This window comes from Streptomyces sp. NPDC050085 (assembly GCF_044460595.1).
Taxonomy (GTDB): domain Bacteria; phylum Actinomycetota; class Actinomycetes; order Streptomycetales; family Streptomycetaceae; genus Streptomyces.
This window is the reverse complement of the sequence record NZ_JBITJZ010000003.1, coordinates 282,783-307,453: the sequence shown is the minus strand read 5'-3', so window position 1 is coordinate 307,453 and position 24,671 is coordinate 282,783. Positions and strand designations below refer to the sequence as shown.

General features: G+C 72.7%; 24 protein-coding genes. 20 read left to right on the top strand and 4 right to left on the bottom strand.

Features of this window, described 5'->3' with window-relative positions:
- Window positions 1-41 precede the first annotated feature (41 nt).
- On the top strand, window positions 42-584 hold the full coding sequence (locus ACIBUY_RS13835; RefSeq protein WP_365564899.1) for a YbjN domain-containing protein: 543 nt from the start codon (window positions 42-44) through the stop codon (window positions 582-584).
- A gap of 9 nt (window positions 585-593) precedes the next feature.
- On the opposite strand, the gene ACIBUY_RS13830 is transcribed toward ACIBUY_RS13835, so the two are convergent.
- Together ACIBUY_RS13830 and ACIBUY_RS13825 are read right to left on the bottom strand one after the other, a co-directional pair.
- Window positions 594-1,784 (bottom strand): hypothetical protein, encoded by a 1,191-nt coding sequence (locus ACIBUY_RS13830; RefSeq protein ID WP_399152653.1) that lies wholly within the window; start codon window positions 1,782-1,784, stop codon window positions 594-596.
- 66 nt (window positions 1,785-1,850) lie between these two features.
- Entirely contained in the window at window positions 1,851-3,050 is a 1,200-nt protein-coding gene (locus ACIBUY_RS13825) for a pyridoxal phosphate-dependent aminotransferase (RefSeq protein WP_399152652.1), read from the bottom strand.
- Between the two features lie 131 nt (window positions 3,051-3,181).
- Here ACIBUY_RS13825 and ACIBUY_RS13820 point away from each other — a divergent pair, with 131 nt between their 5' ends.
- From ACIBUY_RS13820 to ACIBUY_RS13810, 3 genes are all read left to right on the top strand, one after another.
- A complete protein-coding gene (locus tag ACIBUY_RS13820) occupies window positions 3,182-3,484 on the top strand; it encodes a hypothetical protein (protein ID WP_399152651.1) in 303 nt (100 codons plus the stop codon).
- Between the two features lie 485 nt (window positions 3,485-3,969).
- Window positions 3,970-4,494, top strand: coding sequence for a DUF2617 family protein (locus ACIBUY_RS13815; RefSeq protein ID WP_399152650.1), 525 nt, complete (start codon window positions 3,970-3,972; stop codon window positions 4,492-4,494).
- Window positions 4,495-4,592: 98 nt separating this feature from the next.
- The gene (locus ACIBUY_RS13810) at window positions 4,593-6,119 is read left to right on the top strand and encodes a polyamine aminopropyltransferase (protein ID WP_365564889.1); all 1,527 of its coding nucleotides are present in this window, start codon (window positions 4,593-4,595) and stop codon (window positions 6,117-6,119) included.
- 71 nt (window positions 6,120-6,190) lie between these two features.
- On the opposite strand, the gene ACIBUY_RS13805 is transcribed toward ACIBUY_RS13810, so the two are convergent.
- Window positions 6,191-8,491, bottom strand: a complete 2,301-nt coding sequence (locus ACIBUY_RS13805) for an FG-GAP-like repeat-containing protein (RefSeq protein WP_399152649.1) — start codon at window positions 8,489-8,491, stop codon at window positions 6,191-6,193.
- A 319-nt stretch (window positions 8,492-8,810) separates the two neighbouring features.
- Here ACIBUY_RS13805 and ACIBUY_RS13800 point away from each other — a divergent pair, with 319 nt between their 5' ends.
- From ACIBUY_RS13800 to kynU, 10 genes are all read left to right on the top strand, one after another.
- Window positions 8,811-9,638, top strand: coding sequence for an SRPBCC domain-containing protein (locus ACIBUY_RS13800; RefSeq protein ID WP_399152648.1), 828 nt, complete (start codon window positions 8,811-8,813; stop codon window positions 9,636-9,638).
- A 56-nt stretch (window positions 9,639-9,694) separates the two neighbouring features.
- Complete coding sequence (locus tag ACIBUY_RS13795; protein ID WP_399152647.1) at window positions 9,695-10,483, top strand: aldose 1-epimerase; 789 nt, start codon at window positions 9,695-9,697, stop codon at window positions 10,481-10,483.
- Window positions 10,484-10,493: 10 nt separating this feature from the next.
- Window positions 10,494-11,054, top strand: a complete 561-nt coding sequence (gene pyrE, locus ACIBUY_RS13790) for an orotate phosphoribosyltransferase (protein WP_399152646.1) — start codon at window positions 10,494-10,496, stop codon at window positions 11,052-11,054.
- A gap of 158 nt (window positions 11,055-11,212) precedes the next feature.
- Window positions 11,213-12,244, top strand: a complete 1,032-nt coding sequence (gene fbaA / locus ACIBUY_RS13785) for a class II fructose-bisphosphate aldolase (protein WP_365564877.1) — start codon at window positions 11,213-11,215, stop codon at window positions 12,242-12,244.
- Window positions 12,245-12,329: 85 nt separating this feature from the next.
- The gene (locus ACIBUY_RS13780; protein WP_365564875.1) at window positions 12,330-13,487 is read left to right on the top strand and encodes an aminotransferase class I/II-fold pyridoxal phosphate-dependent enzyme; all 1,158 of its coding nucleotides are present in this window, start codon (window positions 12,330-12,332) and stop codon (window positions 13,485-13,487) included.
- Between the two features lie 39 nt (window positions 13,488-13,526).
- Entirely contained in the window at window positions 13,527-13,766 is a 240-nt protein-coding gene (locus ACIBUY_RS13775) for a ribbon-helix-helix protein, CopG family (RefSeq protein ID WP_365564872.1), read from the top strand.
- Window positions 13,763-14,197, top strand: coding sequence for a PIN domain-containing protein (locus ACIBUY_RS13770; RefSeq protein ID WP_399152645.1), 435 nt, complete (start codon window positions 13,763-13,765; stop codon window positions 14,195-14,197). Before ACIBUY_RS13775 ends, ACIBUY_RS13770 begins: the two co-directional genes overlap by 4 nt.
- Before the next feature lie 46 nt (window positions 14,198-14,243).
- Window positions 14,244-14,657, top strand: coding sequence for a DUF3151 domain-containing protein (locus tag ACIBUY_RS13765; RefSeq protein ID WP_365564868.1), 414 nt, complete (start codon window positions 14,244-14,246; stop codon window positions 14,655-14,657).
- A gap of 148 nt (window positions 14,658-14,805) precedes the next feature.
- Complete coding sequence (locus tag ACIBUY_RS13760; protein WP_365564865.1) at window positions 14,806-15,636, top strand: tryptophan 2,3-dioxygenase family protein; 831 nt, start codon at window positions 14,806-14,808, stop codon at window positions 15,634-15,636.
- Window positions 15,629-16,828, top strand: coding sequence for a kynureninase (gene kynU / locus ACIBUY_RS13755; protein WP_365564863.1), 1,200 nt, complete (start codon window positions 15,629-15,631; stop codon window positions 16,826-16,828). The genes ACIBUY_RS13760 and kynU overlap by 8 nt, the downstream gene beginning before the upstream one ends.
- 48 nt (window positions 16,829-16,876) lie before the next feature.
- Here the strand turns inward: kynU and ACIBUY_RS13750 are convergent, their stop codons facing one another.
- Window positions 16,877-17,485 (bottom strand): TetR/AcrR family transcriptional regulator, encoded by a 609-nt coding sequence (locus ACIBUY_RS13750; protein WP_399152644.1) that lies wholly within the window; start codon window positions 17,483-17,485, stop codon window positions 16,877-16,879.
- Window positions 17,486-17,629: 144 nt separating this feature from the next.
- Here ACIBUY_RS13750 and ACIBUY_RS13745 point away from each other — a divergent pair, with 144 nt between their 5' ends.
- The 6 genes from ACIBUY_RS13745 to ACIBUY_RS13720 all read left to right on the top strand — a co-directional run bounded on the left by ACIBUY_RS13745 (window position 17,630) and on the right by ACIBUY_RS13720 (window position 24,663).
- Window positions 17,630-18,493: an alpha/beta hydrolase gene (locus ACIBUY_RS13745; RefSeq protein WP_365564857.1), complete on the top strand. Its 864-nt coding sequence runs from the start codon at window positions 17,630-17,632 to the stop codon at window positions 18,491-18,493.
- Window positions 18,494-18,595: 102 nt separating this feature from the next.
- Entirely contained in the window at window positions 18,596-19,954 is a 1,359-nt protein-coding gene (locus ACIBUY_RS13740) for a sensor histidine kinase (RefSeq protein WP_399152643.1), read from the top strand.
- The gene (locus tag ACIBUY_RS13735; protein WP_365564852.1) at window positions 19,951-20,625 is read left to right on the top strand and encodes a response regulator transcription factor; all 675 of its coding nucleotides are present in this window, start codon (window positions 19,951-19,953) and stop codon (window positions 20,623-20,625) included. Before ACIBUY_RS13740 ends, ACIBUY_RS13735 begins: the two co-directional genes overlap by 4 nt.
- Window positions 20,626-20,662: 37 nt before the next feature.
- Window positions 20,663-21,493 carry a PaaX family transcriptional regulator C-terminal domain-containing protein gene (locus ACIBUY_RS13730; protein ID WP_399152642.1) on the top strand — a complete coding sequence of 277 codons (831 nt, stop codon included), beginning with the start codon at window positions 20,663-20,665 and terminating at the stop codon, window positions 21,491-21,493.
- A 144-nt stretch (window positions 21,494-21,637) separates the two neighbouring features.
- Window positions 21,638-23,035 (top strand): alpha/beta hydrolase, encoded by a 1,398-nt coding sequence (locus tag ACIBUY_RS13725; RefSeq protein WP_399152641.1) that lies wholly within the window; start codon window positions 21,638-21,640, stop codon window positions 23,033-23,035.
- Window positions 23,036-23,058: 23 nt separating this feature from the next.
- A complete protein-coding gene (locus ACIBUY_RS13720; protein WP_399152640.1) occupies window positions 23,059-24,663 on the top strand; it encodes an MFS transporter in 1,605 nt (534 codons plus the stop codon).
- The last annotated feature ends 8 nt before the right edge of the window (window positions 24,664-24,671 follow it).

Sequence of the window (24,671 nt, the reverse complement as noted above, 5' to 3'; positions counted from 1 at the left end):
TGGGAGAGGATGGGCCCGATCCATACGAAGGGACCAAGCAAGTGAGCATCGACCCGTCCTCGATTCCGAACTTCGGGGGACAGCCCGAACCGCAGCAGGGGGCGGGACCGGCAGGCCCCGTCATCCCCGACCAGGACCTGGTCAAGCAGCTCCTCGAGCAGATGGAGCTCAAGTACGTGCTCGACGACGAGGGTGACCTCGCCGCGCCGTGGGAAGAGTTCCGGACGTACTTCATGTTCCGCGGCGAGGGTGACCAGCAGGTCTTCTCGGTGCGGACGTTCTACGACCGGCCGCACGGCATCGACAGCAAGGCCCAGCTCCTCGAGTCCATCGACGACTGGAACCGCCGCACGCTGTGGCCGAAGGTCTACAGCCACACGCACGACGACGGCGCGGTCCGCCTCATCGGTGAGGCCCAGATGCTGATCGGCACCGGGGTCTCGCTCGAGCACTTCGTGTCGTCGACCGTCAGCTGGGTGCGCGCCGCGATCGAGTTCGACCGCTGGCTCGTGGAGCAGCTCGGCCTGGAGGCGGACGTCGACTCCGCCGAGAGCGACGAGAAGCCCGGCGACGACGCCGAGTAGGGCAGCGCGCTACAGGGGCGTGTGGGCGTAGACGATCAGATACGTTCCGTACGCCACCGAGAGCCCGGCCAGCACCCCCACCACCAGGAGGGCGTGTGCGGGCCGGGCTTTCGCCGTTCTCGCCAGGGCGTGGGCCAGCGGCAGCAGCAGCGGGAACGCGGGGAGCAGGAAGCGCGGCTTGGACTCGAAGAAGCCGGAGCCGCCGACCGTGATCAGGAGCAGGACGCCGCTGTACACGAGGAGCGGCAGCGGGGCCCTGTCCAGGAGCAGGAGCGCGTACAGCAGGAGGGCCGCGGCCACGATCACCAGCGTCATGGGGAAGACGAAGCGGTCGCCGTTCAGCAGCATCTTCTTCGCGAAACGGGCCGAACCGAGCCCGAAGTCGAACGTCGAGCCCCAGCCGCGCTGCACCGCGAAGTACCCGCCGAGCAGATCGTGCTTGCGCCATCCCACCCACAGGACGTACGCCGCCCAGCCCGCCGGGGCGACGAGCGCGCCCGTCCACAGCCTGTGGGGAACGCGGCCGCGGCGGCGGATCAGCTCGTACAGGGCTGTGGACACGATCGCCGCGGCCACCGCGAAACCGTTCGGCCGGGACAGGCCCGCGAGCGCGGCCAGCGTGCCCGCCCACACCCAGCGGCCGCTGAGGACCGCGTACAGGGACCAGGCGGCGAGCGCCGTGAGCAGCGGTTCCGTGTACGCCATGGACAGGACGACCGAGTGCGGGAGCAGGCCCCACAGGACCACCAGGAGGGTGGCCACGGTGCGGCTGTGCAGGAGTGCGCCGATGCGGTAGATGCCGAGGGCGGCGGCGAGGGTCGAGGCCCAGGCGATCAGCAGGGCGCAGGGCGCGGCGCCGAACGGGAGCACCAGGTTCGTCGCGCGGATCAGCGCCGGGTAGAGCGGGAAGAACGCCAGGTCGCTGTGGACGACGCCCGCCTCGAAGTGCAGGGTGCGGGCGCCGTAGCCGTGCGCGGCGATGCCGAGGTACCACAGGGAGTCCCAGGAGCGGCCGAGCAGCGCGAAGGGGCGCTGCCCGCTCAGCCAGGCCGCGGCGGCGACGGCCAGCATTCCGGTGAGCCGGGCGGCCGCGAACAGACCGAGGGCCCGGACCGCGCCGGACGCCGCCCGGCGCGGCACGTCCCTGGGTTCGGCGGTGGCTGAGGGGGCGTCAAGAAGCAGGGTGCTCGGCTCGGTCACAACCGAACCCTGCGATAGCCGTGCCGGGGGCGCTAGTTGGGCAGGGCCAGACGGGGACGGGGGGTCTCAAGGAGCGATGCCCTTGAGGCGGGACACCGCCTCTTCCAGGACCGGGAGCCGCTTGCAGAAGGCGAAGCGGACGAACGGGGCGCCCGCCTGCCTGTCGTCGTAGAAGACCGCGTTCGGGATCGCGACCACGCCGCAGCGTTCGGGCAGTGCCCGGCAGAACGCGAAGCCGTCGTCGAAGCCGAGGGGGCGGATGTCCGTGGTGATGAAGTACGTGCCCTGGGGACGGAAGACCCCGAAGCCCGCGTCCGCCAGACCCGCGGCGAGCAGGTCGCGCTTGGCCGTCATGTCGGCGCGGAAGCCGTCGAAGTAGGCGTCGGGCAGGGCGAGGGCCTCGGCGATCGCGTACTGGAAGGGGCCCGCGGAGACGTACGTGAGGAACTGCTTCGCGGAGCGGACCGCGGTCACCAGGTCCGGCGCCGCCGTCACCCAGCCGACCTTCCAGCCGGTGAACGAGAACGTCTTGCCGCTCGACCCGATCGTGACCGTGCGCTCGCGCATCCCGGGCAGCGTGGCCAGCGGCACGTGCTCGGCGGCGTCGAAGGTGAGGTGCTCGTAGACCTCGTCGGTGACGACCAGGAGGTCGCGCTCGATCGCGAGCTCGGCGATCGCGGTGAGCTCGGCGCGGGCGAGGACCGTGCCGGTCGGGTTGTGCGGGGTGTTGATCAGCAGGAGACGGGTGCGGGGGGTGATCGCGGCCCGCAGCTCGTCGAGGTCGAGGCGGAACGCCCCGTCGTGCGGGCGCAGCGTCACGGGGACCCGGGTGCCGCCCGCCATGGCGATGCAGGCCGCGTACGAGTCGTAGTACGGCTCCAGGGCGACGACCTCGTCGCCGGGCTCGACCAGGGCGAGCAGCGCGGCGGCGATCGCCTCGGTCGCGCCCGCCGTCACCAGGACCTCGCGGTCCGGGTCGAGCCCGATGCCGTAGCGGCGCTGCTGGTGGCCGGCGATCGCGGTGCGCAGCTCGGGGACGCCCGGGCCCGGCGGGTACTGGTTGCCGCGCCCGTCGCGCAGCGCCCGCACCGCCGCCTCGCGGATCTGCTCGGGGCCGTCGGTGTCCGGAAAGCCCTGGCCGAGGTTGATGGAGCCGGTGGAGACGGCGAGTGCGGACATCTCCGCGAAGATCGTCGTGCCGAACTCGGCGAGGCGGCGGTTGAGCAGGGGGCGCGGTCCTGACGGCGTGGCGGTCATGGCGGTCATCCTGCGCCGAACCTCTGGAGTTCCTCAACTCTGCTTTGGCCGTGTACGGGCAGGGGCATCCCCCTGTCACGCCCGTTCGGGCGCCCCATCGGGGGATTCGGGGAAGTGAAACCAAGAAAAGGGGGCCTGCGATGGAGGCATTCATCATCGTGGTCTTCGTGGCGCTGGTCGTCGCCATCGTGATCGCAACGGCCAAGGCGGGCAGCAGTGGCCCGTCGCGTACGTCCTTGAAGAAGAAGCAGCAGCAGCGGTCGCGCGGCGGCAGCTGGTGGGCCGCCGGAGGGGGCGGGGTCGCGTCCTCGTGCTCGGGCGGATCGTCCGACGGCGGTGGGCACCACTCGTCGTGCGGCGGGGGTTCTTCGTGCGGCGGTTCCAGCTCCTGCGGGGGCGGCTCGTCGTGCGGCGGCGGGGGCGGGTGCGGCGGCGGCAGCTGACGCCGGGCCCGGGGCGTGTCCGCAAAGTCCCTTCGTCCGCCCGGAGGGAGGCAGAAGGGACTTTGGGGACACGCCCTAGCGTGCGGCCCGCGCGGAGACGACTGACACGGGGCAGTCGGTCCACGCGGGCCGCACGCATGTTCCGCTCTACGCCCGTCAGGTTGTGCGCCCGGCGCGAAAGATGGCCTTGGAAGTTGAACAGTTGAGCTGTGCAGCCCTCGGGGGGATGGAAACCCTCCGAAGTTGGGTAAAAACGCTGTGACGGCGCCACCGCCCATGATTCCCTTTTAACCGTCAAAAGCGGCCCTCGTACAGCGCAGTGCCATGTAGTGCCCCCAGTCAGTGCTCTCGTCCGCCGATCAGCCCCGTCCGATCAGCCCCGTCCGATCAGCACTACTGCGTACTCGTCGCGTTCGCGTGGGCACGAGCCGGTCCCTACGACGTAACCGGCCCACCCTCACTTTGCGTCTCCGCGGAGCCGACCCATGCTCACGACCCTGAACACCGCCTACACCGATACGAGTGCGGCCGATCTGGCCTGGGCCCTGGGCCGCGAGCCACTCCCCGCACTCGCCACTCTCGATCTCGAACTCGCAGGCGCCAAGCTGCAGTTGAGGCTTCTCGGCGCCTCTCACCAGGTCCTCCTGGAGGAGGAGCACGGCAGCTGCTCGGAGACCGTCGCCTGCATCCCGGGATCCAGCACCCCGCTGCCGCTCGGCGTCGCCAAGCGCGTCGGCGACTGGGAGTACGAATTCGCGGCGCGCGTCGAACATTTGACGGCAGGTCAGTTCGCGGGACGAGCCCAGGAGTTGCTCGCCCTCGTCGCCGACCATCCGAACGGCCTGGCCGGAGTCTTCCCCGGCAGTCCGCACGCCTTCACCGCGATGCTCGCCCAGCGGCACGAGGGCCAGGTGCAGTGGCGCACCTGGCACGCCTACCCGCAGGACGGTCAACTCGTCGCCACCCGCAGTCGGGTGGGGGCCCGCATCCCGGCGGTCGCCGCGCTGTAGCGCGTGGCCTGCGGGGCGGCGGGAGTATGCCTGCGGTGCGCCGGTTCCACACGTGTGGGTGACGGGGCGGAGTCGAACAGTGACGTAGCGTTCCAGGCGTGATCGAACCGCACGTGCCCGCCGCGCCCACAGGCCCCGGACTGTCCCGGCCCCTGGGCGGACGGGGCCGGGCCCCGCTTCCGGTGAAGCCGGGCACCGGCCGGTTCCTGGTTCTCGTCTGCGTCTTCGTCTGCGCGGCCTGCGGACTGGTCTACGAGCTCGAACTGGTCGCGCTCGCCGCGTACTTGATGGGCGACTCGGTCACCCAGGCCTCCGTCGTGCTGTCCGTCATGGTGTTCGCCATGGGCCTCGGCTCGCTCGCCGCCAAGCGGCTGCGGCCGCACGCCGCCGCCGGGTTCGGCATGCTCGAGGCCGGACTCGCGCTCGTCGGCGGCAGCAGCGCGATGGTCCTGTACGCGGTGTTCGCGTGGACCGGCGGCTGGGGCGGCGCCTGGTCCCAGGGCCCGCGCTGCCTCCTGGTGGCCATCTCCCTGGGCATCGGCGTCCTGATCGGCGCGGAGGTCCCGCTCCTGATGGTGCTGATCCAGCGGATCAGACGACAGGACCCCGGCGGGGCGGTCGCCGACCTGTTCGCCGCGGACTACGTCGGTGCGCTGGTCGGCGGCCTCGCCTTCCCCTTCGTGCTCCTGCCGATGCTCGGCCAGCTCACGGGCGCGCTGCTGACGGGCGCGGTCAACGCGGTGGCGGGCGGGGCGCTCGTCCTCGGCCTGTTCCGGCGCGACCTGACGACCCGGGGCCGCTGGCTGCTGCTCACCGCCAACCTCACGGTGCTGAGCCTGCTCGCCGCGGCCTGGGTCCTGGTCGACGACTTCGAACGGGCGGCGCGGCAGGCCATGTTCGGGGCGCACGTCCGCGTCGCCGAACAGACCGGGGTGCAGGAGGTCGTCCTGACCGGCGGCGAGCACGGCCCCCTCGACCTGTACCTCGACGGGCGGCTTCGGGTGCGCGGCCGGGTCGAGCGGGCGTACCACGCGGCGCTCGTCGACCCGGCGATGCGCTCGGGCCCCCACGGGCGGGTCCTCGTCCTCGGCGGGGGTGACGGTCTGGCGGCGCGCGAGGTGCTGCGGCTGCCCGGGGTGCACCGGGTCGACGTCGTCGACACCGACCCCGCCGTCGTCCGCCTCGCCCGCACCGACCCGGCGCTCAGCACCCTGAACGCGCACGCGCTGAGCGACCCGCGCGTCCGCGTCTCCACCGGCGACGTCTTCGCCCGGCTCCGCTCCGCCCCCCGGACTCCCCCCTACGACGTGGTGATCTGCGACCTCCCCGACCCGGGCCTGACGGACAGCACGAAGCTGTACTCGCAGGAGTTCTACGGCCTGGTGGCCCGGCTCCTGACCGGCTCGGGCCGACTGGCCGTCCACGGCGGCCCGGTCTCGCCCCGCTTCTGGACGGTCTCCGCGACGGTGCGCTCCGCGGGGTTGCGGGTGGTGGCGTATCGGGGAGGCGAGGACGCGGGGTTCGTGCTGGCGGGGTGGAGTCGCCCGCGGGGGGCGGGAGTCGGGGCCCTTCGGCCGGACCGGGCGTACTCCCCGTCGACGCTGGTGCATCCGCGGTACGGATGAGCCCGGGGACGTACGAAGGCCCCCTGCGGGGTGAGGGCAGGGGGCCTCGTCGTGTGGCGCGCGAGGGAACGTCAGACCAGATCGACGTAGGTGCTCCAGCCGGTGCCGACCTTGGTGCGCGGGGCGTAGGGCGCGGCGGCCCTGCCCGTCCCCCGGTACAGCCACAGCGCGCCCGACGCGTCGCGGGCGAGGAGGTCGGCCGTGCCGTCACCGGTCAGGTCACCGGGGACGACCAGGGTGTCGTAACCGCCCCAGCCGGTGCCGACCTTGGTGCGCGGGGCGTAGGGCGCGGCAGCCTTGCCCGTCCCCTGGTACAGCCACAGCGCGCCGGTCGTGTCGATCGCCAGCAGGTCCGCGTGCCCGTCGCCGGTCAGGTCGCCCCGGCCCGCCAGGATCCGGTGGGTGTTCCAGCCGCTGCCGATCTTCACGCGGGCGGCGAAGGGAGACGCCGGGTCGGCCGTGCCGGGGAACAGCCACAGGACGCCCGACGCGTCACGGGCCAGCAGGTCGGCGCGGCCGTCACCGGTGAGATCACCGGCCCCCGTCAGCACGGTGTACGCGTTCCAGCCGCCGCCGGCCTTCACGCGCGGGGCGAACGGGCGGGCGTTCCCGCCGCCTCGGTAGTACCAGAGCACGCCGCTCGCGTCGCGGGCCACGAGATCACCCGAGCCGTGCACGGTCAGTCCCGACAGCGCGGTCATCGCGGTGTATCCCTGCCAGCCGTCGCCGACGGCCGTCCGCGCCCGGTACGGCGCCGCGGCCTTGCCCGTGCCGTCGTAGCGCCACAGCGTCCCCTTCGCGTCACGGCCGAGGAAGCGGCTGCCGACGGGGACCGGGTAGGGGCTGTCGATCGCGAAACCGGCCGTCGCCGAGAGAGCGGTGGCAGCGGTGCCGGATGCCTGGAAACGGGCGTCCGCCTCGATCTGCCAGGCGTCCACGTACGCGCCCGCGGCCAGGGTGTACGCGATCGTGTGGTCACCCGCGGGAAGGTCGCAGGAGAGGGCTTCGGCCGTGCCGTTGACCGGTCCCGCCGCCTGCCGGCAGGCGCCCTGGGGAGCGCCGCTGACCGACGTCACCGAGAGGTCGACCGCGCTGGTGTCCCAGGCGGGCTGACCCGCGGCGGGGCGGAACGCCACGGTGAGGCGGCCGGATTCCTCGGCATGGACGCGCACGCTGTGCGTGACCTTCGAGGACACGGCCAGGTCGGCGGTGGTCAGGTCGAGGGAGCTCTGCGTCTGCTCGATCAGCGCGCCGGAGCTCGTGATGTCGCCGTCCCGCACCGGATACTCGCCGGCCGTGAGGAACCGGGTGCCGCCGTCGCCGTCCACCGGAGCGATGTCATGGAACGAGTAGGACGGCTCAGCGGCTTCGGCGACAGTGGCCCCGGCCTGCTTCGTCCAGTGGGATCCGTCGTAGTGCCAGAAGGCCGGACCGGCGTCCACGGCCGAGTCGTCACGGCCGACCGCCCACAGACCGCCGCGCCCGTCCGGCTCGATGGCCTCGACGAGGAACGCGGACAGCTCTCCCGTGACGTCGTGCCAGGCGGCGCCGTCCCAGTGCTCGACGTGCGTCCGGACGCCCGCGGCGTCGGGCAGATTGCCCCAGCCGGCGGCGTAGACGCTGTCGGCCGCGTCCACGGCGACCTCGGTCAGCTCGACGACCGCGGGGGCGGGCGGCTGCGGCATCGGCGTCCAGGTCGTGCCGTCCCAGTGGTAGGCCACCGGGTGGCCGCCCTCGGTCGGGTACTGCATGCCCGTCGCATAGGCGTCGTCGGCCGACCGCGCGTCGATGTCACGGATGTCCACGCCGTCCGGCAGGCCGAAGGTCTGCCAGGTGCCGTCGCTGTACGTGGAGAGCGCGTCGCCGCCCTTGAAGAGCCGGCCGGGCACCGCCTTGATCGGGACCTCGGGCCAGGACCGGTCGAGGGCGCCCGCGGCGGGGACGAGCGCCCACTGCTTGCCGTCGTAGTGCGCCAGGTACTGGTCGCGCCCGGTCATGCCGTAGGCCCACACGTCGTCGCTCGACGCCGCGCTGATGTCCGACCACTCGATCACCTTGGGCAGCGCGGGATCCGCGATCGCGGACCACACCTTCCCGTCCCAGCGCATGAGGACGCCGCTGTTGTCGGCTCCCCTTCCCGCGGCCCAGGCATGGCTGTCGTCCACGCCGGTCACAGCCAGGAGTGCCTTCGGGCCCCCGGCGCCACCGGACAGCGCCACCTTCCAGCCGGGCGTCGAGGCGTGGTGCGCCGCCGGTGTCGGGTCGGCGGCGGCCGTGCCCCCGGCGCCGACGGCTGTGCCGAGCAGGGCGAACCCCGCCGCGCACGCCACGGCGGAGAGCCGGGCCCGTCTGTACGTACGCTCGTTCCTCATGCTGCGTCCCCTCCCCTGATCGGCGGCCTCGCGCAGGGCCGCCGTCGCGTTGTCGAAGCACGGCGGGAACCGGACACGACGTGGTGGGCGCGACGCGGCGCCGGGGTGTGTCCAGGGGTCCCTCCGTGTGCGGATGGTCCGGTGATCCGTGCGCTCGGCACCCATGCCGCCACGCAGGCCCCGTTCGCCGCCCGCCGGACCGCTCCCCGCGGTCTCGCGCCGCAGTGTGCCACAGCGGCCCGCCCGGGAGCGCGGCCATATCGATGGGCAACGCCGAACAGCCCTCCCGTTCCCGACGGAGTCGTTAGGCTCGGGTGGTATGGAGCATGAGGTGTTCGTTCCGGTTCCCGCGGAGGCCCTTCGGGCGGTGCTCTGCGATCCCCTTCGGGTGGCCCGGGCCCTGCCCGGGTTCCAGCGCGACGCCTCGGGGGACGGGGGGCGCCTCAAGGTGCGGATCGGCGGGCACACCATCACGTACCGCGGCAGCGTGCACGTCGTCGAGGCGCCCGACAGCAACGGCGGGTCGTTCACCGTGAGCGGGGACGGGACCGAGGTGCGTGGCGCGGGTGGCGTGAAGTTCGCGCTGACGGCGCGGGTCGCCGCGACCGACGGCGGGGCCGCGCTCACCTTCACCGGCACCGGGTCCGGCGACGGCCGGGTGGCCGAACTGCCGCAGGACGCCGTGGAGTCGGCGGCCCACCGACTGCTGAACCGTTTCGGGGGGAACCTCGGGGCGGCCGCCCAGGAGCCCGACGGGCCCGAGGCCGATGAGCCGGACGGCGGCCTCGACGAGCCCGCGGTCGCGCCCCGCGTCTCCGTGTACGACACCGAGGTACCGCCGCCCTCCCTCGGCCCCGACCTCGACGAGATCGACGACGTCGACGAGGTGGATGACGTGGATGACATCGACGCGGACGGCACGGACGAGGCGCTGCCCCCCGAGCCCGCCGCCGCGCACGCGCGGCGCACCATGATCGGCCGCAGCGCCGAAGAGGTCGACCACGCGCCGCCGCGCGGCCGGTACGCCCCGGTGCCCGTGCCCGAGGGCGTCACGGCGAGCGCCACCCTGCGCTGGGCCGCGCCCGCCGCCGCCCTCGCGCTCGCCTCCGCCATCGTCGTCGGCCGGGCCCTGCGCAGGCGTCGGTAGGCCGCGGCAGGCGTCGGCAGGCGCCCGCAGGCATACGCCGCATAGGGTCAGGGGTCGTGACGACTCAGGAGACGACGCTGACCGCGGGCGACGCGGAAGTGACCGTGGCGCCGGGCAACGGCTGCCGCATCAGCAGCTTGAAGATCGCCGGGACCGAGCTGCTGCGGCAGGGCGAGCGGTACGGGTGCTTTCCGATGGTGCCCTGGTGCGGGCGGATCGCGGAGGGGCGGTTCCGGGACGGCGGGCACGTCCACCAGATGCCGCTGAACTCCCCGCCGCACGCCATCCACGGCTTCGCCCGCGACGCCGAGTGGCGCCTGGCGCGCAGCAGTGCGGCCGAGGCCGTGTTCACGTACGACCTCACCGATCCCTGGCCCTACTCCGGCCGCGTCACGCAGATCGTCGCGCTCGCCGAGGACTCGCTGACGCTGACCCTCGGCATCGAGACGTACGGCGACTCGTTCCCGGCGCAGGCGGGCTGGCACCCCTGGTTCAACCGGCAGCTGGGCGACGCGCAGGTGCAGATCGCGTTCGAGCCCGCCTGGCAGGAGGAGCGCGGCGACGACCACCTGCCCACCGGGAACCGGATCCCCCCGAAGCCCGGCCCCTGGGACGACTGCTTCGGCATGCCCGACGGCGTCGACGTGACGCTGACCTGGCCCGGCGAGCTGGCGGTGCACGTCAAGAGCCGCGAGCAGTGGGTCGTCGTCTACGACGAGCAGGAGGCCGCGGTGTGCGCCGAGCCGCAGACCGGCCCGCCGAACGGGCTGAACACCGCCCCGCGCCTGGTCACCCCCGTGGAGCCGCTGGAGGCCAGCACCACATGGACATGGCAGCGCCTTTAAGCTCGTAGCCATGACGACGAACGACGTGCGCGACGCGCTGCTCCAGCAGATCAAGGACAAGGCCGTGGTGCACGGCAAGGTGACGCTCTCCTCCGGCATCGAGGCCGACTACTACGTCGACCTGCGCCGCGTCACCCTCGACGGGGAGGCCGCGCCGCTCGTCGGTCAGGTGCTGCTCGACCTGACCAGTCAGCACGGGCTGGAGTTCGACGCCGTCGGCGGCCTCACCATGGGCGCCGACCCCGTCGCCGGCGCGATGCTGCACGCCTCCGCGGCCCGCGGCGAGCGCCTGGACGCGTTCGTCGTCCGCAAGGCCGCCAAGGCGCACGGCATGCAGCGCCGCGTCGAGGGCCCCGACATCAAGGGCCGTCGCGTGCTCGTCGTCGAGGACACGTCCACCACCGGTGGTTCCCCGCTGGAGGCCGTGCAGGCGGTGCGCGAGGCGGGCGCCGAGGTCGTCGGCGTCGCCACCATCGTGGACCGGGCCACCGGCGCCGCGGAGAAGATCACCGAGGGTGCCGGGGTCCCGTACCTCTTCGCGTTCTCCAAGGACGAGCTGGGCCTCGACTGAGGCCCTGCCGGCTCGGGACTTTCGCCGGAGTGGACCAGCGGCGCAAGTCTGGAAAGATGGGGGCGACGATGAAGTCACCCCTTGGTATTCGGTGAGGGTCACCAGGTCACCAGCAACCACCCAAACCCGCAGAATCGCGCTTCACGAGGAGACGGCAGATGCCCATCGCAACCCCGGAGCAGTACAACGAGATGCTCGACCGGGCCAAGGCGGGGAAGTTCGCCTACCCGGCCATCAACGTCTCGTCGACGCAGACCCTGAACGCTGCGCTGCAGGGCTTCGCGGAGGCCGAGTCCGACGGCATCATCCAGATCTCGACCGGTGGCGCCGAGTACCTGTCGGGCCAGGGCGTGAAGGACATGGTCCCGGGCGCCGTCGCCCTCGCCGAGTTCGCGCACGTCGTCGCCGAGCGCTACCCGAACAAGATCGCGCTGCACACCGACCACTGCCCCAAGGGCAAGCTGGACGGCTACGTGCGCCCGCTGCTCGACATCTCCGCGGCCCGCGTCGCCGAGGGCAAGAACCCGCTGTTCCAGTCGCACATGTGGGACGGCTCGGCGGAGACCCTCGCCGACAACCTGGAGATCGCCCAGGAGCTGCTCGCCAAGGCCAAGGCCGCGAACATCATCCTGGAGATCGAGATCACCCCGACCGGCGGTGAGGAGGACGGCGTCTCGCACGAGATCAACGACAACCTCTACACCACCGTCGACGACGCCGTCCGTACGGTCGAGGCCCTCGGCCTCGGCGAGAAGGGCCGCTACCTGCTGGCCGCGTCCTTCGGCAACGTGCACGGCGTCTACAAGCCGGGCAACGTCGTGCTCCGCCCCGACCTGCTCGCCGAGCTGAACGAGGGCATCGCCGCGAAGTACGGCAAGCCGGCCGGTTCCAAGCCGTTCGACTTCGTCTTCCACGGCGGCTCCGGTTCCACCCTCGAGGAGATCCGCACCGCGCTGGAGAACGGCGTCGTGAAGATGAACCTCGACACCGACACCCAGTACGCCTTCACGCGCCCGATCGCGGGCCACATGTTCTCGAACTACGACGGCGTCCTGAAGGTCGACGGCGAGGTCGGCAACAAGAAGACGTACGACCCGCGCGTGTGGGGCAAGGCCGCCGAGGCCGGCATGACCGCCCGCATCGTCGAGGCCTGCGAGAGCCTGCGCTCGACGGGTACGCGCATCAAGTAGTCCGCAGCATCCCGCAGTTGTGCGCACGGGCCCGGCGTTCCCTCAGGGGAACGCCGGGCCCCCGCCATGTCCGGAGGGGCCCTCAATGACGTACTACGACTTCGACACCGTCGTCGACCGGCGCGGCACCTGGTGCGTGCAGTGGGACGGCATCACGGACCGCTTCCCGACCGGTGACCTGCTGCCGTTCACGATCTCCGACATGGACTTCGCGTCCCCTCCGGAGGTCCTGGCCGCCCTCAACTCCCGTGTCGCACACGGGGTGTTCGGCTATACGGACTGGAAGAACGACGACTTCCGCGGGGCGATACGCGACTGGTACCGCACCCGGTACGCCACCGAGGTCGACGTCGAACGGCTCGTCTACGGCCCCTCCGTGCTCAACCAGATCGCCCAGCTCCTGCGCATGTGGACGCGGGAGGGCGACGGCGTCGTCCTGCACACGCCGACGTACGACGGGTTCCGCAAGGCGGTGCTCGGGCTCGGGCGCGACATGCGGACCGTCGCCGTCGACGACTGGGCGGGCCTGGAGCGGGAGTTGGCGCGCCCCGACACCCGGGTGTTCGTCCTGTGCTCGCCGCACAATCCGACGGGCCACGTGTGGACGGACGCGGAGCTGCGCCGCATGGCCGAGCTGGCGCGTTCGTACGACGTCGCCGTGATCAGCGACGAGATCCACTCGGACCTCGCGTTCGACGGGTACGCCCACCGGCCGTTCACCGCGTACGGCGAAGGGCTGCGCTGGGCGCTGGTCACCTCCGGCAGCAAGTCCTTCAACTTCCCTGCCCTCAGCGGCAGTTACGGCTTCGTCGGCGACCCGGACGACCACGCCGAGTTCGTCCGCCGGATGGGCCACGACGAGGGCCTGGAGTCGCCGGCCGTGCTCGCGCTGACCGCGCACATCGCCGCGTACCGCGAGGGCGGCGCCTGGCTGGACGCCCTGCGCGCGTACACGTACGCCAATCTGCGCCTGGCCGAGGAGCGCCTCGACGCGGCCTTCCCCGAGCTCAAGTGGCGTGTCCCGCAGGCCGGTTACCTGGCCTGGATCGATCTGCGGCCGCTCGGCATCGAGGAGGACGCCGAGCTGCAGCGCGTCCTCGTCGAGCAGGAGAAGGTGGCGATCATGCCGGGCGGCACGTACGGGTCGCCGGGCTTCGTGCGGCTGAACCTCGGGTGCCCGCGGGTGAAGGCGGCGGCGGGGATCGACGCGCTGGTGCGGGCCGTGGGGCACATGGCTCGCTGAGCGAGGACGCAAAAGTTATGGCGCTGGTACCATAACCATATGGCGCTGAAGAGGACCACGGTGATGGTCGACGAGGAGGATCTGCGGGCCGTCAAGGAGGCGGCTCAGCGGGAGGGCAGGCCTGAGGCGGAATACTTCCGTGAGGCGTTCCACCTCGCTGCGCTTCGTGCCCGCCGGTGGGAGAGCGACTGGGACATCCCTGAACTCGACTTCGGGGGACCGGTCACGGCCGAGGATGTCGACGTGGCGGTTCGTGACGCGGTGACGGACGAGCGTTGATCGTCATCGGCGACACGTCCGGCCTGGTCGCGGCACTCAATGTCACCGACCCGGAATTCAAGTCGGCTCGTGTCGCGCTGCGCAGTGCCTCCGCGACGGTGGTGTCCCCGCTCGTCTTCCTGGAGATCGAGCACATCACGACGCGCAACGTCGGCCGCCGTGCGGCGCACCAGGTCAACGACTGGCTGCTGGGCCAGGCGGCCACCATGCGGCTGCTGGTGCCGGAGATCACCGTCGATGTGCTGCGCAAGGCCCGCGCCGTCCAGAACCGCTATGAGGCGTTGACGCTGGACCTGGCGGACGCGGTGAACGTGGTCCTTGCGGAGGTGTACGAGACCGAGTGCGTGCTCACGCTGGACCGCAGGGATTTCCGGGCCATGCGTCCGCTCACCGGGCACCAGGCGTTCCGGCTGTTGCCCGACGACCTGTGACGGCCCGCCCGGCGCACCCGGCCGCCGGCCCGGCACACTGGAACCCATGAGCCTTCACGAGAACCTCCTCGGGGGACCGCCCCCGACGCACCTGCCCGACGACCCGGAGCCGCGCGAGCTCCTCGCGAACGGCACGGCGCCCGCCGATGTCGCCGCCAAGTACCCGACCTCCTCGCTCGCCTGGGCGCAGCTCGCCGACGAGGCGTACGAGCGGGGCAGCGTCGTCGAGTCGTACGCGTACGCGCGCACCGGCTACCACCGGGGCCTGGACGCCCTGCGCCGCAGCGGCTGGAAGGGCCACGGCCCCGTGCCGTGGGAGCACGAGCCGAACCGCGGCTTCCTGCGGGCCCTGCACGCGCTGGCGCGGGCCGCCGGGCAGATCGGTGAGCAGGAGGAGTACGAGCGCTGCACGCAGTTCCTGAAGGACTCGTCGCAGACGGCGGCGCAGACCCTCGGCTAGAGCGCTTCTCCAGTGCGGCCCGTCTGGTGTGACCAGGCGGGCCTTGCCGTTTCGGGGGACCATTGCGGAGGATGCACGTGGGGACCGGGGCCCCGTGCCGGTAACGGCAGGGCGGACCGCTACCCGGAGTACAACACAGGAGACAGCGATGTCCCACGACGCGGAAGCGACGACAGCCCCGCATCTCGACTTCGCGGGCACCACGCCTTACGAGGACTACGTCCAGGCGGACGTGCTCACCCACCTCCAGCACCTGCGCTCGGACGACCCCGGCGAGATGGTCTTCCTCGTGACGACCCAGGTCATGGAGTTGTGGTTCACCGTCATCGTGCACGAGTGGGAGACCGCGACCCGGGCTCTCGCCGCCGACGACATCCCCACCGCCGTGGCCGCGCTCAAGCGGTCCGTGCGCGAGCTGGACGCCCTGAACGCCTCGTGGCGGCCGCTGGCGCAGCTCACCCCGGGACAGTTCAACTCCTACCGGTCCGCCCTCGGCGAGGGCAGCGGCTTCCAGTCGGCGATGTACCGGCGCATGGAGTTCCTGCTCGGCGAGAAGTCGGCGTCGATGCTGGTGCCGCACCGGGGCGCGCCGCGCGTGCACGCCGAGCTGGAGAAGGCGCTGCACGAGCCGAGCCTGTACGACGAGGTGCTGCGGCTGCTCGCCCGGCGCGGGCACGACGTGCCGCGCGCCGTCCTCGACCGTGACGTGTCGCAGCGCTACGAGCCGTCGCCCGAGGTCGAGGCCGTGTGGACGGCCCTGTACGCGGGCGACGAGAGCGACGAACTGGCCCGTCTGGGCGAGGCGTTGACGGACGTCGCCGAGCTGGTGTGGCGCTGGCGCAACGACCACCTCGTGGCGACGCGGCGTGCCATGGGTGCGAAGGCCGGCACCGGCGGCTCCGCGGGCGTGGCGTGGCTGGAGAAGCGCGCGCAGAAGAACGTGTTCCCCGAGCTGTGGACGGCGAGGTCCCATGTCTGATCCGCAGGATCTTTCCGAGCGGGCCCGGAAACTGGACGCCGACGATCAACTGGCGGGCGTACGCGGCGACTTCGTCCTCGACGACGTCGTCTACCTGGACGGGAACTCGCTGGGCGCGCTGCCCGCGAACGTCCCCGGCCGCCTGGACGACGTCGTGCGCCGGGAGTGGGGGCAGCTGCGCATCCGCTCCTGGACCGAGTCCGGCTGGTGGACGGCGCCCGAGCGGATCGGCGACCTGATCGCCCCGCTGGTGGGCGCGGCCGCGGGCCGGATCGTGGTCGGCGACTCCACAAGTGTCAATGTCTTCAAGGCACTTGTGGGCGCGGTGCGGCTGGCGGGGGAGGGGCGGGACGAGATCCTCGTGGACGCCTCGACGTTCCCCACGGACGGGTACATCGCCGCGTCGGCGGCCCGGATGACGGGCTGCACCGTGCGCGCGGTGGAGCCGGGCGAGGTCCCTGCCGCGCTCGACTCCCGTACGGCAGCAGTGCTGTTGAACCACGTCGACTACCGCTCGGGCAGGCTGCACGACCTGCCGGGGCTCACGGCGGCGATCCGCGCGGCGGGCGCCGTCTCGGTCTGGGACCTGTGCCACAGCGCGGGCGCGCTGCCGGTCGGGCTCGACGTGCACGGGGTCGACCTGGCGGTGGGCTGCACGTACAAGTTCCTGAACGGGGGCCCGGGTTCACCCGCCTACCTGTACGTGCGCGAGGAGCACCAGGGCCGCTTCGACTCGCCGCTGCCGGGGTGGAACTCGCACGCCGAGCCGTTCGGGATGCGCCCGGAGTACGAGGCGGCGGACGGGGCCGTGCGCGGCCGCGTCGGGACGCCGGACATCCTGTCGATGCTGGCCCTGGAAGCGGCGCTCGAGGTCTGGCAGCGCCCGGACGTCTCGGTCGACGCCGTACGCGCCAAGTCCCTCGCCCTCACCGACTTCTTCCTGGAGTGCGTCGAGGCGTACGTGCCGCAGGGGCGGGTGGAGCCGGTGACCCCGGCCGCGCACGCCGAGCGGGGCAGCCAGGTGGCGCTGCGGTGCGCGGACGCGGGGCAGGTCATGGAGCGGCTCATCGCGGCGGGCGTGGTGGGTGACTTCCGGGCGCCGGACGTGCTGCGGTTCGGGTTCACGCCGCTGTACCTGGGGTTCGCGGAGGTCGAGCGGGCGGCGCGGGTACTCGCGGACACCCTCGGGTGATCCCGCGGTGATCCCGCGGTGATCCCTCGGTGGTCCCTCGGGTGGCCCTCAGGTGACGTAGACGCCGGCTGTGGCCGCCGCGAGTGCGGCCTCGACGGCCCGGTCCGCGTCGGCTTCGGTCGGCGCGGACCCGGTCGTCAGGAGGCGGTAGTAGAGCGGTGCCGACACCGCCCGCACGACCTCCGCCGCGTCCGTCCCCGCGGGCAACTCCCCGCGGTCGACGGCCTCTTGGACGACCGGCGCCCACTCCGCGACCCGCACCGCGTAGAACTGCCCGAGGGCCTCGGCCGTACGACCGTCACAGGTGGCCGCCGCGATCACGGCACGGAACAGCGGGCCCTGCCGGGCGTCCGCCAACGTCCCTTGTACGAGACGGGCGTTGGCGGTCAGGTCACCGCGCAGGGAACCGGTCGCCGAGCGCGGCAGCGACTCCTCGGCCATCTCGGCGAGGAGGTCGGCGACGAGCCCGGTGGGCGTGGACCAGCGCCGGTACACGGTGGTCTTGCCGACGTCCGCGCGGCGGGCGACGTCCGCCAGGTCGAGCCGGTCGAAGCCCTGCTCGGCCAGCACGTCGCCCGCGGCCGCGAGCACGGCCGCGCGGACACGGGCCGTGCGGCCGCCGGGACGGAGCGTGCCGGGTTCGGGTTCGCTGCTCATGACGGCCAGGGTAACGGAACAGCAGGACCGTTTGCTCGGTAACTGTGTGTGTTGACGCACGTCACGGGCCTGGTAGCGTCCGCTTACCGTGCTGTTCTCCTGCAGTTCTTCCGCAACTCAACTGCGACGCCGAGAGGTTGGAGCATGCCAGATCGCGACGAGGCCGAGGAGGCCTCGGCCTTCTCGCACCCCGCCGTCGTGCCGGACGTCACCGCCGCGTACGGAGATCACCCGGATCAGGTCGTCGACTTCTACGCGCCCCGCGACGGCTCGACCGCGGCCCCGCTGGTCGTCGCCCTGCACGGCGGCGCGTGGCGGGCACCCTACGACCGGGAGCATCTGAGCCCGCTGTGCGACTTCCTGGCCCGGCGCGGTTTCGCCGTGGCCAACGTCGAGTACCGCAGAGGAAGTTCGCTGCCCCACCAGGGTGCGGACGGGCCGGTGGCCGGGCGCTGGCCGGAGACGTTCGACGACGTGGCCGCCGCGTTCGACGCGCTGCCCGCGCTCGCCGCCGAGCACCTGTCGACGGCGGACCCGCGCCGCATGGTGCTCACCGGGCACTCGGCGGGCGGCCACCTCGCGCTGTGGCTCGCGGCCCGGCACGTCCTGCCTGCGGACGCCCCCTGGTACACCCCGGCCCCGCCCGCGCTGCGCGGCGTCGTCGCGCTCGCCCCGATCGCGGACCTCGCCCTCGCGGAGGAGCTGGGGGTGTGCGGCGGTGCGAGCGCCCAACTCCTTGGCGGTGAGGGCGAGTTGTTCGAGACGCGGCGGCCGTACGCCGATCCGGCGGCGCTGCTGCCGACGGGCATCGCGACGACGCTCGTCCAGGGGCGGGCGGACACGACGGTGCCGTACGCGGTGGCGGAGGCGTACGCGGACGCGGCGGCCAGGGCGGGCGAGGTCGTCGGGGTCACGTTCCTGGAGGAGGTCGGCCACTTCCCGCTGATCGACCCGGCGGCGGACGCGTGCGCGGTGGTGGCCGAGGAGATCGCGCAGCTGGCCTGGTAGCGGACCCCGTGCGGGCCCGCTCCCGTAGTACTCACGACGGACCCCCGGGACCCGTCGCACTGGGGACGCCCCCGCAGGGCCCCGCACCGTACGGTCAAGGGCATGACCGAGACGACCACCACCACGGGCCCCCGCGAACGGAGCCCCGAGTTCAGCCTCGTCCAGGCGGCGCTGCGGGGCCTGCGCGAGGACCTGTTCCGGGACGTGCGGGCGTACCGTCCGATGCCGCGGGCGGCCGCGAACGGGCCGCTGGCCCAGCTGTTCCCGAAGCGCATACGCAGGGAACTGGAGGTCCTGCCGCACGTCGCCGTGCTGGCGCTGGCCGTGCTCACCACGGCCGTCACCGCGGCGACCTTCATCAACCCGGTCTCCGCCCTGCTGGCCGGGGCCCTCGCGGCGGTGCCCGTCGCGCTCGCCCTGATCCGGCCGGTCCTCGCCTGGTGGCTCTCCCTCGCGGCGTCCCCCTGCCTCGTCGTGGTCACCGGCGGCGACGGCCTCTACCCGTGGTCGGCGGGCAGCGCCGTGGGCCACACGGTCGTCATGATGGTCGTCGCGGCCCGCACCCGGCCGCGTACGGCAGCCTGGATGTGGGTCATCAGCGGGGCGTACTCGCTGCTGGCCGGCGCCGCCTTCGGCCGCTGGTACAACAGCGACACCATCCCGATGCTGCTGGTCTCCGGCATCGCCCTCGCCCTCGTCACCCTGATCCAGGCCAACCGCACCACGCGCCGCCAGGTCGTCGAGGAGCGCACGGTCACCGCCGTCGAGCGCGACAAGCGCACGCTCCTCGAAGAGCGCACGAACATCGCCCGCGAGCTGCACGACGTCGTCGCGCACCACATGTCGGTCGTCGCGATCCAGGCCGAGGCCGCGCCCTACCGGGTCGAGAACCCGCCGCCCGAGCTGGAGCAGGCGTTCGTCACGATCAGGCAGAACGCGGTGGCGGCGCTCACCGAACTGCGCCGCGTCCTGGGCGTCGTACGGGCCGAGGACTACCAGGCGCCCGACGCCCCGCAGCCCACCCTCGCCGACCTCGACAAGCTCCTGGAGAACGTGCGGGACGCGGGCCTGACCGTCACCAAGGGCATCACCGGGGCGGTGCGCGAACTGCCGCCGGGCGTCGAGCTGTCGGCGTACCGGATCGTGCAGGAGGCGCTCAGCAACGCCCTGCGGCACGCGCCGGGCGCCGAGGCCGCGGTCGAGGTGTCGTACGTCCTCGGCGGCCTGGGCCTGCGGATCGTCAACGGCCCGCCCAGCGCCCTCGCCAAGCCGAGCCCCGGCGCGGGCCACGGCATCACCGGCATGCGCGAGCGCGTCACCATGCTCAGCGGCGCGATGACCGCGGGCGCGACGGCGGACGGCGGCTACGAGGTGACGGTGTTCGTGCCGGTCCCCGTCGGGGAACCCCGGCCACAAGAGGCGCAGGAGCCCGAGGAGCCCGAGGAGGACGGCGCGGCATGATCAAGGTCCTGATCGCCGACGACCAGATGATGGTCCGCGAGGGCTTCTCGGTCCTGCTGAACGCCATGCCCGACATCGAGGTCGTCGGCGAGGCCGTCAACGGCATCGAGGCGGTCGCCCAGGTGCGTGAACTGTGCCCCGACGTCGTCCTGATGGACATCCGCATGCCGGAGATGAACGGCATCGAGGCGACCCGCGAGATCGTCGCCGCCCAAGGGGACGGCGCGGGTACGAAGGTGCTCGTCCTGACCACCTTCGACCTCGACGAGTACGTGTACCAGGCGCTGCGCGCGGGTGCCTCCGGCTTCCTCCTCAAGGACGCCTCCGCCCGCCAACTCGCCGACGGGGTAAGGGTGGTGGCGAGCGGCGAGGCGCTGCTTGCACCGTCGGTCACGCGCCGCCTCATCACCGAGTTCTCGAAGCTCTCCGACACCCCGAAGCTGCCCGCCGTGCAGAACCCGGGGGCGTACGGCGAGCTGACCGAGCGCGAGACGGAGGTGCTCGTGCTCATCGCGCAGGGCCTGTCGAACGTGGAGATCGCCGGGCGGCTCGTGGTCGCCGAGTCGACGATCAAGACGCATGTGAGCAGGGTCCTGGTGAAGCTGGGCCTTCGCGACCGCACGCAGGCGGCCGTGTTCGCGTACGAGGCACGTCTGGTCACCCCGGGCTGAGAAGTCCGTCCTTCCGGGCGCCGGTTACCGTACCCGGGTGAGCGCCGACACCAGCCCCCGCCCCCAGTCCCTGATGCTGAGCTTCCTCGGCGACCAGGTGCTCGGGCGGGGCGTGTGCGTGTACTCGGGCAGCGTCATCGAGGTGTTCGCGCGGGCCGGCGTCGGCGAGCACGCGACCCGCTCGACCCTGACCCGGATGACGGGCCGCGGACTGCTGCGCCGCCAACGCGAGGGAAGGCGCACGTACTTCGGGCTCACCGCGCACTCCGAGGAGATCCTGCGTGACGGCGAGCGCCGCGTGTGGGGGACCGGTGCCGTGAACGACGACTGGGACGGCACCTGGTCGCTGCTCGGCTTCTCGCTGCCCGACTCCTGGCAGCGTCAGCGCCACGATCTGCGCGCGCAGCTCACCTGGGCCGGATTCGGGCCGCTGTTCAACGGCCTGTGGATCGCGCCCGGCGAGGTGGACGTCTCCGACATCGTCGCCGGGCTCGGCCTCGCCGCCCACGTCAAGGTGTTCCGGGCCAGGGCGGACGTCGGCATGGATATCGCCGAGATGATCGACGACACCTGGGACGTGGCCCAACTCGCCGCGTCCTACCGGGAGTTCAGTGCCCACTGGCGTCGTTGCGCCGAGGCGGACGCGGCCTGTGCGCAGGACGCCCTCGCGCTGCGGCTGCGGCTCGCCGCCGACTGGCTCGGCGTCATCCGCCGCGACCCCAGGCTGCCGGTGGAGCACCTGCCGAAGGACTGGCCGGCGGGCCCGGCGCAGGACCTGTTCCGTGCGGTGCACGCGCGGCTCGACGGGCCGGCGAAGGACGCGGCGCGGCGCGTGATCGAGACGGTGCCGGTGCGCCCGGAGGCCTGACCGGAGCCCTTGCGGGACCCCTGCCAAGGTGTCCGCCTCAATTGATGTTGTGCACTTCATTGACGGTCGTTCTGGAACTGCCCTACATTCCGAGCCGTTCGCCGTTCCGCTCAGTGCACTGAGCATCCAGATCGGAGCACCGTCATGCCTGCTCGTGTACGTGCGATACGTGCGACCGCCGCCCTGGCCGCGGCCGCTGCCCTCTGTCTCACCGCGCCCGGCGCCGCCCACGCCGGCACCTCTCCCGCCGCCGCTCAGCACCTCACCGGCACCCTCGCCGACGGCGCCACCTGGATCGCCGACGTCCCCGCGCCCGGCCGCTGGAACGGCACCCTGCTCCTGTTCAGCCACGGTTTCGGGCCCACCGTCGCCCAGGACGCCCCGTCGGAGGCGGCCCGCACCGCGCTGCTCGCCGAGGGCTACGCCCTGGCCGGATCCTCGTACGACCCGAACGGCTCCCAGTGGGCCCTGGCCAGTGCCGAACGCGACCAGTTCGCCACCCTCGACGCCGTCACCGCGAAGATCGGCACACCGCGCCGCACCCTGTCCGTGGGGCAGTCCATGGGCGGTCTCGTCAACGCGCAGCTCGCCCGCGACGGAGCCGGCCGGATCGACGGCGCCCTCGGTCTGTGTGGGCTCGTCGCGGGCGGCACCGACCTCGACAACTACCAGCTCGACGCCGAGTACACGATCGCCCGACTCCTGCTGCCCGGTGAGGAGTTGAAGCTCGTACGCTTCGACACGCAGGCCGAGGCGGCCGCCACCGCAGACCGGCTCACGGCCGCCGTCACCGCCGCCCAGGCCACCCCGGCAGGCCGCGCCCGCATCGCCCTCGCCGCCGCCTACCTCAACGTCCCCGACTGGGCCCCGGGCAAGGACCGGCCCGCCGCCGACGACTGGCAGGGCCAGGAGGAGCAGCAGTACGCCTGGCTCGCCCAGGGACTGCTCTCCTTCGTCGAGGGCGGGCGGTACGCCGTGGAGCAGTCGGTCGGCGGCAACAACTCCTGGAACCGGGGCGTCGACTACGCCGCCCTGCTCGCCGGGTCCCCGCACGCGCCGCGCGTCCGCGCCCTGTACCGGGCGGCCGGGCTCGACCTCGGCGCCGACCTCGATGACCTCACCGCGGGCGCCGCCGTCACGGCCGACCCGGACGCCGTGCGCGCCGCCGCCCGCACCTCGTCGGCGGGACAGGGGCTCGGCGTGCCCCTGCTCGACGTGCACACCACGGCCGACAACCTCGTCCCCGTCGAGCAGGAGAACCGCTTCGCCGACCGCGTCCGCGCGTCCGGCGACGGCGCCCTGCTGCGCCAGGCCTACGTCGAACGGCAGGGCCACTGCGCCTTCACCACCGCGGAGACCCTCGCCGCCGTGCACGCCGTCGAGCGCCGCGTGGCCACCGGGCACTGGGGTGCCGTCGCGGAGCCGGCCGCCCTGCAACAGGCCGCGCTCGGACTCGGCCTCGACGGGGCCGCTTATGTCCCCTACCGGCCCGGTGAGTTGACGGTCGGCCGCGCTGCTTCTGCCCGCACCCCCCGGCTCTGACGACGACGTAGGGACTGCCACCCATGGACACGGAAACCGGTACGGACAAAGCGGTCGCACCCCGACTGGCGCTCGGCACTCTCATCGCGGGCTGCCTCGCCGTCTGCCTCGCCCAGATCGGCATCGCCATCCCGGCCACGCTCAACGGCCTGTTCCAGGAGCACCTGCACCCGGTCGGCTCCCAACTCACCTGGATATCCGACGCGTTCCTGCTCCCGGTCACCGTCCTGGAGCTGTCCTTCGGTGTCCTCGGCGACCTCTTCGGGCGCAAACGGCTGCTCGTCGGTGGCGCCGTCCTGCTCGGCGCGGGCGAGGTGGTCGCCGCGGCGAGCAGCGGCATCCACCAGCTGTGGGTCGGCCAGGCCCTCGCCGGGCTCGGCGCCGCCGCACTCTTCCCGACGTCGCTCGCGATGATCGCCGCGGGCACGACGGGACACGCCCAGCGGGCCCGCGCCATCGCCCTGTGGGCCTCCAGCCTCTCCGCGGGCGGCTTCCTCGCGCCGCTGCTCGGCGGGATCACCGGCACGTACGGATCGTGGCGCTGGTCCTTCGTGGTCGTGGCGATCGTCGCCGCGCTCAGCGCCCTGGTCAGCCTGCTGTTCGCCACCAACTCCTCCGCACCACAGGGCCGTTCCCTCGACATCGGCGGCCAGATCACCATCGGCGTCGGCCTCTTCGCGCTGCTCTACGCCGTCATCCAGGGGCCGACCGACGGCTGGGGCTCGGCGCCGGTCGTGGTCGCGTTCGTCGTCGCGGCCGTCTTCGTCGGCCTGTTCGTGGTGGCCGAGCGCCGGGCGCGGTCGCCGCTGCTGCGGCTCGACCTGTTCCGCAACCGCTCGTTCGCCGTCGCGTCCGTCGTCGCCGTCGTCGGCATGTTCAGCTTCCTGGGCACCGCGTACGGGGCGAGCATCCGGCTCGGCCCGATCCAGCACCAGAGCCCGATGCGCACGGCCTTCGCGTTCCTGCTCCTGAACGGCATCACCCCCTTCCTGACCCCGCTCACCTCCCGGCTGCTCGCCCGCGTCCCGGCTCGGACCCTGCTCACCGCGGGGCTCGCGCTGATCGCGGCGGGTGACTTCCTCGCGGCCACGCTCGACGTCGACGACCGCGCTCTGACCTCGCTGATCCTGCCGCTCGGCCTGGTCGGCACCGGTTTCGCGCTCACCGTCTCCTCCATCACGGCGACGGCGGTGAACACCGTCCCCGTCCCGCTCGCGGGCATGGCCAGCGCCTCGACGAACCTGCTGCGCGACTTCGGTTTCACGCTGGGCCCCGCCGTCATCGGTGCCGTCGCCCTCAGCCAGGCCGCCTCCCGGATCACGGACGCGCTGCCCGGCTCGTCCCTGCCCGCCGCCTCGAAGGCCGCGGCGCACGAGGTGCTGCACGAGGGCGGCCCGCTCGCCCTGAACTCCGTCCCCGCGAACTCCCCGCCGGGTGCTGCCCGTTCCTTCGCGCTCGACGCGCTCGGCCACGGCTACGCGCTCGGGTTCGTCGTCTGCGGCTGCGCGGCCCTGTTCGCGGCGCTGCTCGTGCTGGTCGCGCTGCGCCCCCACGCGGCGCCCGAAACCCCGCGGGAATCCCCGGCGGAACAGGAGGAGACCCTGGTCACGGGCGCGACGGAGGACTAACGTCCCCG

Coding starts and splice junctions, on each gene's coding strand:
- ACIBUY_RS13825 (WP_399152652.1), bottom strand. CDS start 3,050: ATGACCGCCATGACCGCCACGCCGTCAGGACCGCGCCCCCTGCTCAAC.
- ACIBUY_RS13820 (WP_399152651.1), top strand. CDS start 3,182: ATGGAGGCATTCATCATCGTGGTCTTCGTGGCGCTGGTCGTCGCCATC.
- ACIBUY_RS13815 (WP_399152650.1), top strand. CDS start 3,970: ATGCTCACGACCCTGAACACCGCCTACACCGATACGAGTGCGGCCGAT.
- ACIBUY_RS13805 (WP_399152649.1), bottom strand. CDS start 8,491: ATGAGGAACGAGCGTACGTACAGACGGGCCCGGCTCTCCGCCGTGGCG.
- ACIBUY_RS13800 (WP_399152648.1), top strand. CDS start 8,811: ATGGAGCATGAGGTGTTCGTTCCGGTTCCCGCGGAGGCCCTTCGGGCG.
- pyrE (WP_399152646.1), top strand. CDS start 10,494: ATGACGACGAACGACGTGCGCGACGCGCTGCTCCAGCAGATCAAGGAC.
- fbaA (WP_365564877.1), top strand. CDS start 11,213: ATGCCCATCGCAACCCCGGAGCAGTACAACGAGATGCTCGACCGGGCC.
- ACIBUY_RS13780 (WP_365564875.1), top strand. CDS start 12,330: ATGACGTACTACGACTTCGACACCGTCGTCGACCGGCGCGGCACCTGG.
- ACIBUY_RS13775 (WP_365564872.1), top strand. CDS start 13,527: ATGGCGCTGAAGAGGACCACGGTGATGGTCGACGAGGAGGATCTGCGG.
- ACIBUY_RS13765 (WP_365564868.1), top strand. CDS start 14,244: ATGAGCCTTCACGAGAACCTCCTCGGGGGACCGCCCCCGACGCACCTG.
- ACIBUY_RS13760 (WP_365564865.1), top strand. CDS start 14,806: ATGTCCCACGACGCGGAAGCGACGACAGCCCCGCATCTCGACTTCGCG.
- kynU (WP_365564863.1), top strand. CDS start 15,629: ATGTCTGATCCGCAGGATCTTTCCGAGCGGGCCCGGAAACTGGACGCC.
- ACIBUY_RS13750 (WP_399152644.1), bottom strand. CDS start 17,485: ATGAGCAGCGAACCCGAACCCGGCACGCTCCGTCCCGGCGGCCGCACG.
- ACIBUY_RS13745 (WP_365564857.1), top strand. CDS start 17,630: ATGCCAGATCGCGACGAGGCCGAGGAGGCCTCGGCCTTCTCGCACCCC.
- ACIBUY_RS13740 (WP_399152643.1), top strand. CDS start 18,596: ATGACCGAGACGACCACCACCACGGGCCCCCGCGAACGGAGCCCCGAG.
- ACIBUY_RS13735 (WP_365564852.1), top strand. CDS start 19,951: ATGATCAAGGTCCTGATCGCCGACGACCAGATGATGGTCCGCGAGGGC.
- ACIBUY_RS13725 (WP_399152641.1), top strand. CDS start 21,638: ATGCCTGCTCGTGTACGTGCGATACGTGCGACCGCCGCCCTGGCCGCG.
- ACIBUY_RS13720 (WP_399152640.1), top strand. CDS start 23,059: ATGGACACGGAAACCGGTACGGACAAAGCGGTCGCACCCCGACTGGCG.